This window comes from Calothrix sp. NIES-3974, assembly GCF_002368395.1.
Lineage (GTDB): Bacteria > Cyanobacteriota > Cyanobacteriia > Cyanobacteriales > Nostocaceae > NIES-3974.
This window is the reverse complement of record NZ_AP018254.1, coordinates 4,335,410-4,351,993: the sequence shown is the minus strand read 5'-3', so window position 1 is coordinate 4,351,993 and position 16,584 is coordinate 4,335,410. Positions and strand designations below refer to the sequence as shown.

Sequence of the window (16,584 nt, the reverse complement as noted above, 5' to 3'; positions counted from 1 at the left end):
TAACCTCCATCTAGGTGGATTTTGCGCTCGCAAAACACCCGAAATCCTAGATGTGCGGATTTTTTGTAAATTAGCTCTACTAGGGTAGCATATGAAGGACTATTGACGTTATACCCTAAATTGGATTTTAGACTTGGGATTTTGGATGGCTCTAGTTTGATGCAAAGGGAGTAGGGAGTGGGGAGTAGTGAATAGGGAAAAACCGCTTTCTTTGGTTATTTTGTTATTTTTTGATACATTTTCTTTTTCTGTTCCCGCAAGCTTTCCGTCAGGTATCAACTCCAAAGTAAAACGGTATCAAGGGTACATGTAGGCTACTCCCTACTCCCGATTCCCCACTCCCTCCTGTTAATTAATAACGGATTTTTCGATTTAAATCAGCTAAAAAGCAGAGTACATATTCATGTTAAAAAATCATCATGTTGTCTTCTACAAATCAATTGAGTGATTTCTCTGCTCCTGTTTCTGCTGTGTATGTAAATTCAACTGCCAATATATTTACTGAGAATAATTCTTTTGGTATATCTCCCCATTTAGGAAAAAGTTCTTCTACACAACGGACTCCGATTCCCATTACAAATCCCAACCCCAATCCCCTTTTTAGTAATGCATCTATTTATGCTGATTTTAATGGGGATGGTAGAAATGATAAGATTTGGCGTAATTCTCAAACTGGAGAAACTGCAATTTGGATTATGGATGGGACAAATGTGAATGGATATTTTTTACCATCGGTGGATGCTAATTGGGATTTTCAAATTGCTGATTTTAATGGTGATGGCAAAAGTGATTTCTTTTGGCGTAATACTAAAACTGGTGAAAATGCCGTTTGGATGATGGATGGAAATAATATCTTTGCGGCAGAAATTTTACAAAATATTGGGCCAGATTGGAATTATCAAATTGCGGATTTTAATGGTGATGGTAAAAGTGACATTTTTTGGCGTAATAGCAAAACTGGTGAAAATGCCACTTGGTTAATGGATGGAATGAGAGTCACTACTTCTGCTTTTTTAGCGCAAACGGATTTACCTTGGTCTTATACGGTTGCGGATTTTAATGGTGATGGTAAAACTGATATTTTTTGGCGTAATTCCAGTACATCCCAGACTGCTATTTGGTTAATGGATGGAACTAACTTTACTGGTTCCTATTTACAGGATATGGATGCTAATTGGAGTTTTACTTTTGGTGATTTTAATGGGGACTCCCGCGCTGATTTGTTATGGCGAAATCAATCCACTGGGGAAAATAATGTTTGGTTGATGAATGGTGGTTTATTCCTGGGTGGTACTCTACCAAACCTTAGTGCGGATTGGCAACCAGCAATTGCGGATTTTAATGGTGATGGTAGAACTGATATTTTTTGGCGCAATACCCGCACGGGTGAAAATACAGCTTGGTTAATGAATGGTTCTAGTATTAATGAGTCGGCATTTTTACCAAGCACCAATCCCGGTTGGCAGTATAGTATTGGTGATATCGATCGCGATGGGAAAACTGATATTTTTTGGCGCGATGAACAAACCGGACAAAATTTGATTTGGAAAGTTGATGGTACAACTATTTCCAGTTCCGATAGTCTTGCGGTTCCCCGTGAGTGGAAATTGGTTAAATAGGGTCTGCGGAAAAAAAGACGCGATATGTCGCGTCTGTACAGGACCTGGATTTATCACGAGTAAGTTGTAAGCCTTGAGTAACGGATTGATTTTCCTTCTATTCCCTACTCCCAATTCCCTATTCCCCATGAGTTTTAGGGTTTGTGAGAAATGCGGGAGGAGTAGCTTTAACCCAATAATTCCACTTGTGCTTGGCTTTAACAAACGAGAGATGCAAGGTTTTTCTGCTTCTATGCACCTAGTAACCCGACTTCTGACTCATTCAATTTTTAAGTTAAATGGGAGACGAGCATAAATCCCTTGGGGGTCATTCATAGTTTGTAAAATAGCTAATTCCGCTTGCAATTTATCTAGCTGGGATGTGAGGGGATTGGTGGGGGGTTGGGGAGGTTTAAAACCGACCATCGCGCTAGTTTCCTCAATTGCTCGTCCAAAGAAGCGTTGTCCGAAGGAGGTGTAACGGGGATATTCCCGTAGTCTCCAATCATCACCGACTTTGGCTAATTCTGCTGCATGGGCGATCGCCTGATTTAATCCGCCAATTTCATCCACTAAACCGATTTGTTTGGCTGCGTTTCCTGACCAAATCCGACCTTGAGCGATTTCTGCGACTTTTGCTTGAGGGAGTTTGCGTCCTTGGGCAACTTTGTCTAAAAATAAGTTATAAATACGGTTGACTGAGCGTTGGTAAAGGGCAATTTCTTCGGCTGATTTAGGACGGGAAACGGTTTGATTGTCGGCGTATTTGGCTGTTTTGACGGCATCCCAGGTAATACCGTTATCGTTGGCTAGTTTTTGGAAATTGAGCAAAATCCCAAACACACCAATGGAACCTGTAATTGTGTTCGGTTCAGCGTAAATCCGGTTGGAATCGGTGGCAATCCAGTATCCACCGGATGCTGCAACATCACCCATCGACACGACAACGGGTTTTTGCAGTTGGGTTAAACGGACTTCTCGCTGCATTACCTCTGCCGCAGTTGCACTCCCCCCCGGACTATTTATCCGTAGTACCACGGCTTTGGTGTCCTTGTCTTCCCGCAGTTGGCGAAAAATTCTGGCAAAGCGATCGCCTCCTACCTGTCCTTCTTCTCCCATACCATTGACTATTTCCCCTTCCGCATAAACCACGGCTATCTGGTTTTTGGAGTTCTTTTCCGCACCTAGTCCACTTCCGGGAATGCCTGCATAATCACTAATACTGATTTGGGGTACGGGTTGGTCGGTATCATTACTACGGGTTAGTTTACGTAAATCCTTGACAACTTCATCGAAATAGGCAACCTGATCTACCAATTTCTGCTGTTTGGCTGTATTCGCTTCTAAAATGGCTTGATTATTGGCTATATCCTGTAATTTTTGTGGGTCTATTTGCCGACTTTTTCCCACTGCACCACGCCATTCACTCCACACATCGTCCAGTAATTTTTGTGTCTGGGCACGATTTTCGGGACTGAGTTTATCGAGAATAAAGGGTTCCACCGCGCCTTTAAATTTACCCACTCGCAGGATTTGCGCACCAATTCCATATTTTTCCAATGCCCCGGCAAAAAAAATTGGTTGGGAACTAAATCCATTGATTTCCATCACCCCCACGGGATTCATCACAATCCGATCGGCAACGGAACTCAGATAATACTCCTGCTCTCCCCATTCTAAACCGTAGGCGATAATTTGTTTACCCTCAGCCCGAAATTTTTCTAAGGCTCGACGAATTTCCTTAAATGTGGCTAAACCCGCACTTCTAGAAGCAGAATTTACCCGTGTTGCATCCAAATAAATACCGACGATACGCGAATCCCGACGAGCTTTTTCGATGGCATCTAAAACCCCGCGTAAATTCATCCGTTCCCGGGTACGTCCTGCTAAGGCTTCTTGAAGTAGTTGGCTAGAATTGGGTTCACCGTCGGTAATTTCCATTCCCAGATCAAACACCATCACGGAGCGGTTTTTGACTACAGGTTCGGTTTCCCGCGCTGAAGCTGCAATAAATATCAAGACGATGAGAACTGAAATACTCACCCCCGAAAAAATTGCTAACCCTAAGATTGTGCCAATTAAGCTGGCAAAAGTTTGTTTGAGAAAGTTACGCATTGCCACTCAGCCATCGGATGAAAGGATTTTGGATTTTGGATTTTAGATTTTAGATTTTGGATTGATTCTACAGATTAACCCGCTTGCTCGGAAAATAGGGAGTATGCTGTTGCGCATTTAAGTTGTATATTTACTACTTTTCCCCTGGTTCCCATGCTCCGCGTGGGAACTCAAGGGTGCGAGACTCCTCTCCTCTGTTTGCCTCCTGAATGAAGGCGGTAGGGTAGCCTTCACGCACGGATGACCACGCAGAGCATAGTCACCAGATAAAAATTTTTTACCACTCCCCACTCCCTATTCCCTACTCCCTTCCCCCTACTTTTGAAAGTTTTTTTTACCACTCCCCATTCCCTATTCCCTACTCCCTTCTCCCTACTTTTGAAAGTTTTTTGACCACTCCCTATTTCCTACTCCCTACTTTTGAAAGTTTTTTAACCACTCCCCATTCCCTATTCCCTACTCCCTTCTCCCTACTTTCCTAATTGTAAACATCCTGATGATTGTAATTGGGATAAATTTTGATTCCCTGTACAGAATAGCACCGTTGTTAATTCTGCCATTAATACTTGTACTAAATCGGATACTGCGGTGTCAGAATCGGCTGCGGCTTGCAAAAATGGCATGGCAAACCCTGCTAAATTAGCCCCTAATGCGATCGCTTTGGCTGCGTCTAATCCGTGACGTAATCCCCCGGATGCAATTAGGGGTATTTGTGGGGCAATTTGGCGAATACTGGTAATACACTCTGCTGTTGGTATCCCCCAATCGGCAAATGTCCGTCCTAAACGTCGCTGCATCGGTGTTTGCGCTCTTTCGCTTTCCACTAAAGCCCAGGATGTACCCCCTGCACCAGCGACATCTATGGCTTGTACTCCCACACCAATTAATACCTCCGCCATTCTTGCCGATATGCCATTACCAACTTCTTTTACAATTACGGGTATTGGTAGTTGATTACACAATACCTCTATTTTAGCAAGTAAGCCGTGGAATTTTTTATCCCCTTGGGGTTGAATACATTCCTGTAAAGGATTAAGATGCAGAATTAGGGCATCGGCTGCCAACATATCGATAATTCGTTGGCATTGTTCGACACCGTAATCATAGTTTAGCTGTACAGCCCCTAAATTTGCGAATAACAGAGCATCCGGTGCGTATTTACGGATGGCAAAGCTTTCTATCACCTGGGGCTTTTCGATGGCGACCCGTTGTGAACCCACTCCCATCGCTAGTTTATATTCTTGGGCAACTTCTGCCAAGCGCTGATTAATGGTGGCTGCAAGGGGAGTTCCTCCGGTCATGGAGGAAATTAAAATTGGCGCACCTAGAGTTTTTCCCAAAAATGAGGTGCTGATATCCACCTGGTCAAAATCAAGTTCGGGTAGACAGGTGTGGATAAATCGATATTTTTCTAAACCTGTTGCGATCGCTTGACATTGTACCTGCTCTTCTAGGCAAATACGAATATGGTCGGCTTTTCGTGATTGGGTGACGGTTTCAGGTTGATTGGAGGTTTGCACGGCTGATTTTTTGGAAAATTATAGAATACAGGAGACAGAATACTGGAGCAGGGTCTTTTGGAAGTTTATCTCTGGAATTTAGGTGCATTTTATGAAGTTTTGTGATATCACCCCATTGATTCCTGGATATTTTCGCAAGCTTGAATTATGTACTATTACTTGATAATCGAAAATATTTGGAGAGGGTAATAATATATATCTGAGCATTTTTTCTCTGATAGTAAATATATGGCTAATCCTGCATTTCTCACAAGGGAGTGATAAGCCTTGAGTAGTGGCTTGATTTTCCTGCGACTCCCTACTCCCCGCTCCCTACTCACTGAAAGTTTGAGCAATTTGTGAGAAATCCGGGTAATGTAAATATATACGAAGAAGATTGTCTAATTGATAAAGAAAAGTCAAGAAAAGTATCAATGGTATTTTTTCAAATTGATTCAATGGTAAGTTAATAATTGAAGCTGACAAAGCTTCCCTGGCAGATTCAACAGCCAATGTCAAAGGTCAGTTAGTTAAACAAAAGAGGTAAAAACGCTGTTTCAACATCTGTCTCGTCAACAAACAACAACACCCGACTCAAATACTTATATTTCCTCATTCTGGTAAAAAAAGAGGGTCATGTAACTGTTCTAATGTCATAGCGAGAATGCATTAATTTTCAGTTTTAACAGCCCTGGTTAGGATGAAAAAAGCAAGGAATTCCCTGAGTATCCTGTAAGTCTGGGTGTTGTTGTTTTATGGGAGAATTTAGAGTATATAACAGTTAAATTGGACACACAAACAAAAAAATAGCTCATTCCTATTCCCGACCCCCTACTCCCCACTCACATTTAAGCACCTAACTGTTCTCCTGTCTCCTGCATTCTGAAAACCCGATTCAATTTTCCACTGCGATATCCTTCCAAGTCGAGGGTGACGTAGAGAAAACCTAATTTTTGAAATTCTGCCACAATAATCTCTAAATCGCTATTGGCAACAAAATCTTTAATCGCTGTTGGTGGTAATTCAATTCTCGCGGTATCCCCTTCGGAACGAACCCGTAAATTTGTCCAACCTAATTTACGTAAATATATTTCCGCACGTCCGACCCGTTGTAATTTAGCAATAGTAATTTCTTCACCGTAGGGGAAACGGGAACTTAAACAAGGTTGAGCGGGTTTATCCCACCAGGGTAATCCTAACTCTTGGGAAAGTTGTCTAACTTCAGCTTTTGTCACCCCAACTTCTGCGAGGGGGGAAAATGCACCACGTTCCTTTGCTGCTTGGATTCCGGGACGATAATCTTGTAAATCATCCGCATTTACACCATCAACCACATAGGGATATCCTAGCTCCCTAGCCATTGGTTTTAGGGTGTCATGTAATTCACTTTTACAAAAATAGCAGCGATTGACAGGATTAGAGGTGTAATTAGGATTAGACATTTCTTGGGTGGTGACCAGTTGATGCTTAATCCCAATGGTTGCAGCTTGAATTTTGGCATCTTCCAATTCTTCCGGTAACAAAGATGGAGATACCGCAGTTACAGCCAGAGCGCGATCGCCCAATACATCATAGGCGATTTTGGCCACCAATGTACTATCCACACCTCCAGAATAGGCAATCAAAGCCCGTTCCATTTCTGCAAAAATAGTTTTGAGACGTTCCAGTTTTGCGGTTAATATCATCGGTAGGGAGTAGGTAAATAGGGAGTAGGGAGACGACCCGACGGGTCGTCTGTACTTAGGGAATAGGGAAAAGTTGTTTTCCTTGGTTTCAATTCCAGAATAGCTTAAGAATAAAAATCCAAAATCTAAAATCCAAAATGTTTTACCTGGGGATCGACTTTGGTACTTCGGGAGCGCGAAGTATCGTGATTGACACCAATGGCAATATTATCAGTCAAGCAAGTCGTAATTTTGCTGATTGTGACAACACGAATTTAGCTCCGACTTGGCATGATAGCCTCTGGGAGTTAATTTTACAGATACCAGAGCAACTGCGATCGCAAATTCAGGCGATCGCGATTAATGGTACTTCGGCGACGGTAATGTTATGTGACGCAGTTGGTAATATCATCGACACTCCTTTACTTTACAATGATGCCCGCGCCGCATCCATACTTCCCCGTCTACAAGCACTTGCTCCTCCTCAACACCCAGTTATCAGTGCGACATCTAGTCTGGCAAAATTACTGTGGATGCAACAACAACCAAGCTTTCAGCAAGCTGCTTATTTTCTCCATCAAGCTGATTGGTTAGCTTTTTTGCTACATGGCAAATTGGGTATTAGTGATTATCATAATGCCCTCAAGTTAGGTTACGATGTTGCGGTCTTAAAGTATCCAGAATGGCTAGAAAATTTAGAGATTCCCGTCAAATTACCCCAGGTACTTTCCCCAGGAACACCGATTGCTGCAATAAAATCAGAAATAGCTCGTAGGTATAATTTTCCCACAACTTGTCAAATTTGTGCAGGTACAACCGATAGTATTGCCGCTTTTTTTGCAAGCGGAGCCAAAACCCCCGGAGAAGCAGTCACATCCCTCGGTTCAACCCTTGTAATTAAACTCCTGAGTCATACCCCCATCGACAATTCTGCATTCGGAATTTACAGCCATCGTTTCCCCAATTTTGCCAATTCCCCCCATCTAACTTCCACACAACCAATTTGGTTAGTAGGAGGTGCATCAAATACCGGAGGTGCAATCCTGCGTCATTTCTTTACCGATGAGCAACTCATTCAACTTTCCTCCCAAATTGATCCCCAGTCCCCCTGTGAACTCGATTACTACCCCCTCCTCAAACCCGGTGAACGTTTTCCCATTAACGACGCGAATTTAGCACCCCGACTTTCCCCCCGTCCCAGTGATGACAGGGAATTTTTACACGGATTACTATCAAGTATGGCCAGGATTGAAGCCCAAGGTTATAAATTACTACAACAACTGGGTGCAACACCCCTTGTCCGTGTTTATACGGCGGGTGGAGGGGCAAAAAATCCTGTCTGGACTGAAATTCGCAGTCAATATCTACAAGTACCTGTAACTAATTCTCGGCATCGGGAAGCAGCCTATGGTAGTGCTTTACTGGCAATGTGGGGTAGTTGGGGTAGGTGGTAAACTTTACCAATTCTTTGTAATTCCGTAGCAATACCAGTGACAATTAGGAAAAAACCAGCCCATACTAAGAAAGTTAGACACTGGGCGTAATGGTTCCAGGTTAATCATCTGGGCAGCATTAGGGGTAGTGGTGTATCATTCTTGCACATCATCTATCCCCTTCATTTTTATTTTAGATTGTAGGGCGTTGCTAAATAATAATATGAATTGGAAATTTTACGTTATGTAGAGACGTAGCACTGCTACGTCTCTACAATGATTTTGGTTTGAATCCAAAATTGCAACAAACAATAAATTACTACGTCTACAATGGTTTTGATTTGAATCCAAAATTGCAACAAACAATAAATTGCTACGTCTCTACAATGATTTTGGTTTGAATCCAAAATTGCAACAAACAATGAATTGCTACGTCTCTACAAGAATTTTGATGTGAATCCCAAATTGCAACAATGATAGGTTATGTCGTGGTTTTATATTTAATCGCACCTATCTACTGAGAAAAAGGTTTACAAGTGTTGGTGGATATGGGATGATTCAGCTTTAGATATTTCCCCAGCCACTAGCATCATGAATAACCAGGATAGATTGGGAAAATTAATTATTTTTGAGGGTGTGGAGGGTTGTGGAAAAACCACCCAGGTGAATTTAACTAGACAGTGGTTACAATCCCTCGGAGTTGAGGTTGTGGTGACACGGGAACCGGGGGGAACGGAATTAGGGATGGAATTACGGCGGATTTTGTTGGAGTCCCCCCAGGGTACAATTGTTGATCGGGCAGAATTATTACTATATGCTGCTGACCGCGCTCAACATGTGGATAGCTATCTTAAACCTTTATTAAATCAGGGTAAAATTATTTTATGCGATCGCTTTATTGATTCGACTATCGCTTACCAGGGATTTGGGCGAAAATTGGATCTAGATTTAATCTTGCAACTAAATGCGATCGCTACCCAGGGGTTAGAACGGGATTTAGTTTTTTGGTTAGATATTGACCCAGCTATTGGTTTATTACGCAAAATTGGCAATCATGACCAATTTGACCGCATTGAACAGGAAAAACTAGATTTTCACTATCGCATCCGTCAAGGCTATCAACACCAAGCAGCCAACTATCCCCAAATAATCCACCGTCTCGATGGAAATCAGTCCCCAGAATTGATTCAAACCCAAATACAAGCTTTAATGAAAACACTAATCAGGATTTATTAGCCTACTGACGTTGATGACGAATTACGAAGACGGACGCGATCGCAGTTGAGAGAACAAGTGTATAGGGATTTAAACTTATTTCTTGTATCTTCTTCGGGGGAAGATATCAGTTTCACAAAAACTCACAAGTTTCTCACATTTATTGTTTAACCTCTAAATAGGCAGAAAATATATATAGCAATCCGATTTAAGTCGTGAAAAATATTGGTTTTGGCTGTACCCTGTCGTGCTACGTGTGTTTAGGTCTATGGCTGTTTACTGTCAACCCTTAACAGTCAACAAACCTACATGTAAGATTTTACAAATCATTTAGGACTGCGATCACAGTATGGCAAAGTAGAGACGCGACATGTTGGGTCTCTACTCCCTCTCCCTATTTGATTTTTGAATCTAGATGAAAATCAAGTTTGATTGATAACTAAATTTCCAGTTTGTAGGGTGCGTGATAAGTTATTTCATAACGCATCAAACATTTGTAATTTGATTTCAATAACTTTATTTTTTTTCACTGAATAAATATGAATATAGATTATTTGATTGTCGGTAGTGGATTATCCGCATTAGTATTTGCCGCATTAATGGCTAAATCAGGTCAAAAAGTTCTAATTTTAGAAGCCCATGAATATCCTGGTGGTTTTGGTCATACTTTTGAAATCGCTGGTAAGTACAAGTTTAATGCCCAACTTCATTATGTGTGGGATTGTGGTGAGGGACAAGCTGTTAATCGGATTCTCAAAAAACTTGATTTAGACCAGCAAGTTACTTTTGAAAAATACGATATCAATGGTTTTGACCACATGAGAATGCCTGGTTATTCCTTAGATATACCGAGTGATAATCAGGTGTTAATTCATCGTTTAGGAAAGCTTTTTCCTCATCATGAACAGCAAATTCGTCGTTTTCTCTCAGAAGTTCAAAAAGTGAGGAAGGGATTACGCTTTTTAACACCACCTATTAATTTATTACAGATTCTCCAACACCCTAACGAGACAATTTGTGCTGCTACATATCTCAATAGTACCCTCCAAGATGTCTTTGATAAATTTCAATTACCCCTAGCAGCACAAACCTTACTTGCTTTACAATGGCCAGATTTTTTGTTACCACCAAATCAATTATCTTTTTATGCTTGGGTGATTTTATTTACTTCATATCAAGCAGGAGCTTTTTATCCAACTAGACATTTTGAACATGTGATTAATTCCTTAGTAGATACGATTAAGAAACATCAGGGTGAATTACTTTTTAATCATGAGGTGAAAGAATTTTTAGTTGAAAATCGAACTATTAAGGGAGTTAGGGGGATTAATCGTGTGACCAAGGAATTTTTTGAATTTACAGCCGCAAACACGATTTGCAATTTAGACCCCAAAAAAGCGGCAAAAATGATTGGTATACATAATTTTAGTCCCCAAGTAATCAAAAGACTTAACTATGATTATTCCCCTAGTAATTTTGTCGCTTATTGTGTAGTCAAGGATATTGATTTACGAGATTATGGTTTTGGTGCTTGGAATACTTTTCATAGTGAGCATAGCAATTTGAATATGGCATTTAAACAAATGTATGAAAACCATGATTACTCACAATTGAGTTTTGCAATTACCACACCAACTTTATTAACTAATCATGAGCGTGACTGTCCAGAAGACTGTCAAATTATTGAATTTTTGACAGTCGCAGACTACGATTATTTTCACAAGCTTCGTGATAGTGACAAAAAAGCCTATCGACAGAAAAAAAATGAGATTTTTGCACAAATATTGGATGTGATGGAAAAGAAATATGTCCCCAACTTTCGTAAATATCTTATCTTTTCTATGACAGGTAGTCCTACAACAAATGAGCGTTTTTGTTGGTGTCCCCAAGGAAATTCCTATGGCTCTAATTTGACTCCTCGGAATATGGGTCTGGGTCGATTAAATCATCAAACATCGTTGAATAATTTTTATTTTTGTAATGCTTCTTCTGGTTATCCAGGTTTTGCACCAACTTTTTGGACGGGAGCGATGTTATATCAAAGATTAGCAAATGATTGGTTTTTAGGAATATAGAAATCTACTGTGATTTATGAAATTATCTCCATAGTTAGGGAGTAGGAAATAGGAGGAATACCTTTCCTGCATTTATCACAAGGGAGTTATGAGCCTTGAGTAGTGGATTTATTTTACTGCTACTCCCTACTGCCATCACGGACTACTCACTGAAAGTTTGAGGAGTTTGTGAGAAATCCGGGTTTTCTAGTCTATATTACCTTTCTTATGTGGGTTTTAATTAGCAGGGTGATAAATATGAAAATAGCAATCATTGGTGGTGGTGCTAGTGGGATGGTGACAGCATATTTACTTGATAAATATGGTCATCAAGTGACGGTTTTTGAAAAGCAACCAATATTAGGTGGACATATTAGAACTACCCATAAAAATGTGAAAATAACTGATTCAAATTCAGATAAATTACCCCATCAAGTATTTTTAGAGGGAGGTGTGCTGGAATTTCCGGTTAAGTTTACTAATTTTCTCCAGTTAATGGCAGAATTAGGAGTGGAATTAGAACCTGTGAATATTGCTTCCTCTTTATTTATGAAAGATGGACGACATATTCTTTCTGGTATTGCCATTCAAAAAAATTACACTGGTTGGCAAAGATTAATTGAGTATTTACGCTTGGATACAATGTACGCTCGCTCTGCAGGATTATGGATTAAAACCAACTTGGTTAAAACTTCTCAACTACACAATCAATCGATGGCTGATTTTTTAAAATCTCGATGTATCCGCAATGATTGGCTGAAGTTACTGACGATGTATAGTTATTCAATGCCTTTTGAATTGATTGATAATTTCCCCGCAGAATTAGCTATTCCCGCTTTACGAGATTATATTTATACGGATTGGGTGAGAATTAAGGGAGGTGTATATTCCTATATTGAAAAAATTTTGGCAAAATTTACAGGTAATATTCAGGTAAATGCGGAAATTATCGAGGTGCTGCGAACTTCTAAACAAGTGAAAATTGAATTAAAAAATGGGCCAATCCACACCTTTGATAAGGTTGTTTTTGCTACACCCCCTGACCAGGTGATGAAATTATTATCAGACCCTAGTGAACTTGAAATTAAGTGTTTTTCTCAATGGGAAGCAAATCAAGCTACGACTATTTTACACACAGATACATCCATGTACGAGGGATATGGAATTAAAAAATTTTCCGAATTCGATTTTTTTCAAACCGAAAGTAGTTGGGGTTATAATGCCTATTTGAATCAGTTGTGTGGAGTATCATCACCGCAGCAATATAGTTTAGCTTTTAACTTAGATAGTTTGATTGACAAAGATAAAATTATTCACTCCTTCACGCACCATACACCCTTTTACACGGTTCCAGCTTTTGAATTCAGAGATGAAATTATCGCTATGAACGGCACTAATCACACCTATTATGTGGGAGCATACTTAGGGGATGGATTACACGAAGGAGCAATTACCTCTGCTATCAAAGTTGCGAAGATGTGTGCTAGGTAGGTAAATGGGAAAATTGTGAGTAGTGAGTAAAAATTAATAATGTTTTGAAGTTAGTTTTAACCACATTCGGGTTTATATTTACTATTCAATTGTGTCTACCTACCTATACCGCAATACGCTTGGTGTTAAAGATAACTGTAGGTTGGGTTGAGGCTTTGCATAGACTGTTGATTTTGTTGAAATTTACCCATAGGTTCACACAGTTTTTGTGATTATCTCCTCCCTATGCTTCGCGTGGGGACGCATTCCACGAGGGCTACTGCCTCTACATTCTTCAACCCAACCTACCCAATAATCAGGCTTTTAAGTCTAACTGAACTGTATTGACCTATACCGATTCAAAATCAATAATGTTGGCCAAACCCCCAGAGACGCGATATATCGCGTCTCTATGAATACAATTCATCTGTCGCATTCTTTTTTCAAATTGGGATTAACTAAAATCCGGGATTTATTGGTGCGTCACCCTTAAAGCTAACGCACCTACTGGCTAATCAATTATCTTCAACTTGAAAAAAGGAGGCAAAACCTGTTACCTGTCAACACTCAACAAACCAAATTAAATTTAGGCTTTCTTCAACCAGCTAAACATTGCTCGTAAATCCTTACCAACCTCTTCGATGGGATGTTCAGCTTCTTGACGACGCATCGCGGTGAAACCGGGTTTACCAGCTTGATTTTCTAACACAAATTCCCGCGCAAATTGTCCTGATTGAATTTCCGAGAGAATCTTCTTCATTTCGGCTTTGGTGCTGTCATTGACAATCCGTGGACCACGGGTATAGTCACCGTACTCAGCAGTGTTGGAAATGCTATCACGCATTGTCGCCAGTCCACCCTCTACCACCAAGTCTACAATTAATTTGACTTCATGGAGACATTCAAAATAGGCCAATTCCGGTTGGTATCCAGCTTCAATTAAAGTTTCAAAACCAGCTTTAATCAGAGCGCTCAAACCACCACATAAAACTGCTTGTTCTCCGAATAAATCGGTTTCGGTTTCCTCGCGGAAAGTAGTTTCGAGGATTCCAGCTCTAGTTCCACCAATACCTTTAGCATAGGCCATAGCGCGATCGCGTGCTTGTCCTGTTGCATCTTGATAAACTGCAAACAAACAGGGTACACCTTGACCTTGTTCGTAGGTTCGACGAACTAAATGTCCTGGTCCTTTGGGTGCAACCATTACTACATCTACATTTGCAGGGGGTACAACCTGACCAAAGTGAATGTTAAATCCGTGAGCAAAAGCGAGAATATTACCCTCTTGTAGATTGGGTTCGATTTCCTGTTTGTAAACTGTTTTTTGCACCTCATCGGGTAGCAAAATCATAATCAAATCAGCTGCGGATGCTGCATCTGCGACACTTTTCACCGTTAAACCAGCTGCTTGAGCCTTCGCTGCTGACTTACTTCCCGGATATAGTCCCACAATCACGTCTACACCACTATCTTTGAGATTGAGAGCGTGAGCGTGACCCTGGGAACCATAACCAATAATTGCCACCGTTTTCCCGGTCAAAAGGTCTAAATTTGCATCCGAATCGTAATACATCCGAGCCATAAAAGCTTCTCCAGTCAGCAAGCACCTGTTTTTGTTGCGGTCTTTCATCTTACCGCAAAAGGGTACACCAAGTGTTGAGATTGGCAAAATTATTTTGAGTTCGGTGGGTGGGGAAAATTATCATTGAAACATGTAGACCCAGGTTTCTCAAAATTTCTCAAACTCGTAGGGAATAGTCCGTGACGGGAGTAGGGAGTAGAAAGAAAATTCAGATGTTAATCAACCCTTACCGTTCACTTGTGAGAACACAGGTAGAGACGACCTGACGGGTAGTCCCTAATGTTTGTGTTGTATATTACTTCTGTTTACCCTGGAGTTAGGGATGTTGATCAAAGATAAATATCAAAAATATTGGAAAGTTATTAGATTTAATGAACGGATTGTCTGCAAACCCTGGGAAAATCTTAATTGTCGATATAGAAACACAGAACTCCGGATTTCTCACAAACTTCTAATACTTTTAGGGAGTGGGGAGTAGTCATCATCAACTTCGTATACTAAAACTTATGAAAAAGCTATTAACTCAAGTTGTTAGTTATTAAAAAAATCGATTTTTGAGTACAAAGCCTGAAAATGAGTGACTAAAAGTACATGATAAAAATTAAATTTTCGTATTACCACTATACCGTTCAAAGGCACTAACTACCAACTTACGCTATTAGCTTTACTTCTTCCCTCCCTACTCCCTACTCCCTATCTACAAGCGAGAAACTGTTCTCAAAGTAATCCAAAATCCAAAATCCAAAATGGTTTTACCGAGGAGTTGAATTTGAATGCTACGTAAACTAATTTGCAAATTGGGTTTATTTTGCAAAATACCTTTAGCGTGGCAACAATTGATTAGAGGAAAAACCCTATTGGCGATCGCGTTGACGGGAATTGCGTTTGCTGATATCCTCATGTTCGCCCAAATGGGGTTTGAAGCGGCTTTATTTGAAAGTGCGATCGCTCCCCACAAGGTGCTGAATGCAGATTTAGTCATTGTCAGTCGTAATTTTAAAACGATTTATTCTGTGAAACATTTTCCTCGGGAAAGAATTTTCCAAGCACGGGGATTTGCTGGGGTGGAATCGGTAAATCCTCTCTATGTGGGGTTAGGAAAGTGGCTGAATCCCGATAATGGCAGTTTACAAACTATTTTGATTGCTGGTTTGCCACCAGAAAATTTTAGTATTAAAAATCATGATGTCACGAAATTACAACATCATTTACAAATCCTGAATCAAGTTCTTTTCGATACTGCTTCTTTACCTAAATTTGCTCCAACAACTCCGACTGATGCGGAAATTAATAATATTGAGGTGCAAATTGCTGGTTGGTTTAAATTAGGTCGCTCCTTTGCCACCTATGGTAATATCATTTGCAGCGATTTAACCTATCTTCGTCTTTTTTCTAGTCACGCTTCTGACCAGGTAACGGTTGGTTTAATTAAACTAGCTGCTAACGCCAATCCCCAAACAACCGCAGAGTTTCTACAACAAAAATTACCCGACGATATCCTCATTCTCACTATCCCTGAATTTACCCAACTGGAAACTGATTATTGGTCGAAAACTACACCTATCGGCTTTATTTTTGGTGTGGGAGTGATTGTTTCATTTTTAGTTGGGAGTGTAATTGTTTACCAAATTCTCTATACTGACGTTTCCATTCACCTACCCGAATATGCCATGCTCAAGGCAATGGGTTATACCCAATTTTATTTAATGAAAATTTTAGGACAAGAAGCCTTATTCCTAGCCGTACTAGGTTACATTCCAGGATTTCTGTTTACCATTGCGTTTTATCACGTAGCTGCCAGCGCCACAATGTTACCAGTATTTATGACTTGGGAACGAGCCGTCACCGTCTTTTTTCTCACCCTGATTATGTGCTTCATTGCCGGAGCGATCGCAATGCGGCAATTACACTCTGCTGACCCTGCGGATTTATTTTAAAAAATAGTCTTTCCACC

General features: G+C 40.5%; 10 protein-coding genes. 6 read left to right on the top strand and 4 right to left on the bottom strand.

Features of this window, described 5'->3' with window-relative positions:
- The first annotated feature begins 419 nt into the window (after positions 1-419).
- Positions 420-1,619, top strand: a complete 1,200-nt coding sequence (locus CDC37_RS17490; protein ID WP_096623599.1) for an FG-GAP repeat domain-containing protein — start codon at positions 420-422, stop codon at positions 1,617-1,619.
- Between the two features lie 258 nt (positions 1,620-1,877).
- On the opposite strand, the gene sppA is transcribed toward CDC37_RS17490, so the two are convergent.
- The 3 genes from sppA to larE all read right to left on the bottom strand — a co-directional run bounded on the left by sppA (position 1,878) and on the right by larE (position 6,897).
- On the bottom strand, positions 1,878-3,713 hold the full coding sequence (gene sppA, locus CDC37_RS17485) for a signal peptide peptidase SppA (RefSeq protein WP_096623597.1): 1,836 nt from the start codon (positions 3,711-3,713) through the stop codon (positions 1,878-1,880).
- A 470-nt stretch (positions 3,714-4,183) separates the two neighbouring features.
- Complete coding sequence (gene fni, locus CDC37_RS17475; RefSeq protein WP_096623593.1) at positions 4,184-5,233, bottom strand: type 2 isopentenyl-diphosphate Delta-isomerase; 1,050 nt, start codon at positions 5,231-5,233, stop codon at positions 4,184-4,186.
- 827 nt (positions 5,234-6,060) lie between these two features.
- Positions 6,061-6,897, bottom strand: coding sequence for an ATP-dependent sacrificial sulfur transferase LarE (gene larE, locus CDC37_RS17470; RefSeq protein ID WP_096623591.1), 837 nt, complete (start codon positions 6,895-6,897; stop codon positions 6,061-6,063).
- A gap of 137 nt (positions 6,898-7,034) precedes the next feature.
- On the opposite strand from larE, the gene CDC37_RS17465 reads away from it, so the two are divergent.
- The 4 genes from CDC37_RS17465 to CDC37_RS17450 all read left to right on the top strand — a co-directional run bounded on the left by CDC37_RS17465 (position 7,035) and on the right by CDC37_RS17450 (position 13,069).
- Positions 7,035-8,330, top strand: a complete 1,296-nt coding sequence (locus tag CDC37_RS17465; RefSeq protein ID WP_096623589.1) for an FGGY-family carbohydrate kinase — start codon at positions 7,035-7,037, stop codon at positions 8,328-8,330.
- 570 nt (positions 8,331-8,900) lie between these two features.
- Positions 8,901-9,545, top strand: coding sequence for a dTMP kinase (tmk, locus tag CDC37_RS17460; RefSeq protein WP_096623587.1), 645 nt, complete (start codon positions 8,901-8,903; stop codon positions 9,543-9,545).
- Positions 9,546-10,063: 518 nt separating this feature from the next.
- The gene (locus CDC37_RS17455) at positions 10,064-11,599 is read left to right on the top strand and encodes a phytoene desaturase family protein (protein ID WP_096623585.1); all 1,536 of its coding nucleotides are present in this window, start codon (positions 10,064-10,066) and stop codon (positions 11,597-11,599) included.
- 237 nt (positions 11,600-11,836) lie between these two features.
- On the top strand, positions 11,837-13,069 hold the full coding sequence (locus tag CDC37_RS17450; RefSeq protein WP_096626353.1) for an FAD-dependent oxidoreductase: 1,233 nt from the start codon (positions 11,837-11,839) through the stop codon (positions 13,067-13,069).
- A gap of 565 nt (positions 13,070-13,634) precedes the next feature.
- Here CDC37_RS17450 and ilvC read toward each other — a convergent pair.
- On the bottom strand, positions 13,635-14,630 hold the full coding sequence (ilvC, locus tag CDC37_RS17445) for a ketol-acid reductoisomerase (RefSeq protein WP_096623583.1): 996 nt from the start codon (positions 14,628-14,630) through the stop codon (positions 13,635-13,637).
- Positions 14,631-15,403: 773 nt separating this feature from the next.
- On the opposite strand from ilvC, the gene devC reads away from it, so the two are divergent.
- Entirely contained in the window at positions 15,404-16,567 is a 1,164-nt protein-coding gene (gene devC, locus CDC37_RS17440) for an ABC transporter permease DevC (protein WP_096623581.1), read from the top strand.
- The last annotated feature ends 17 nt before the right edge of the window (positions 16,568-16,584 follow it).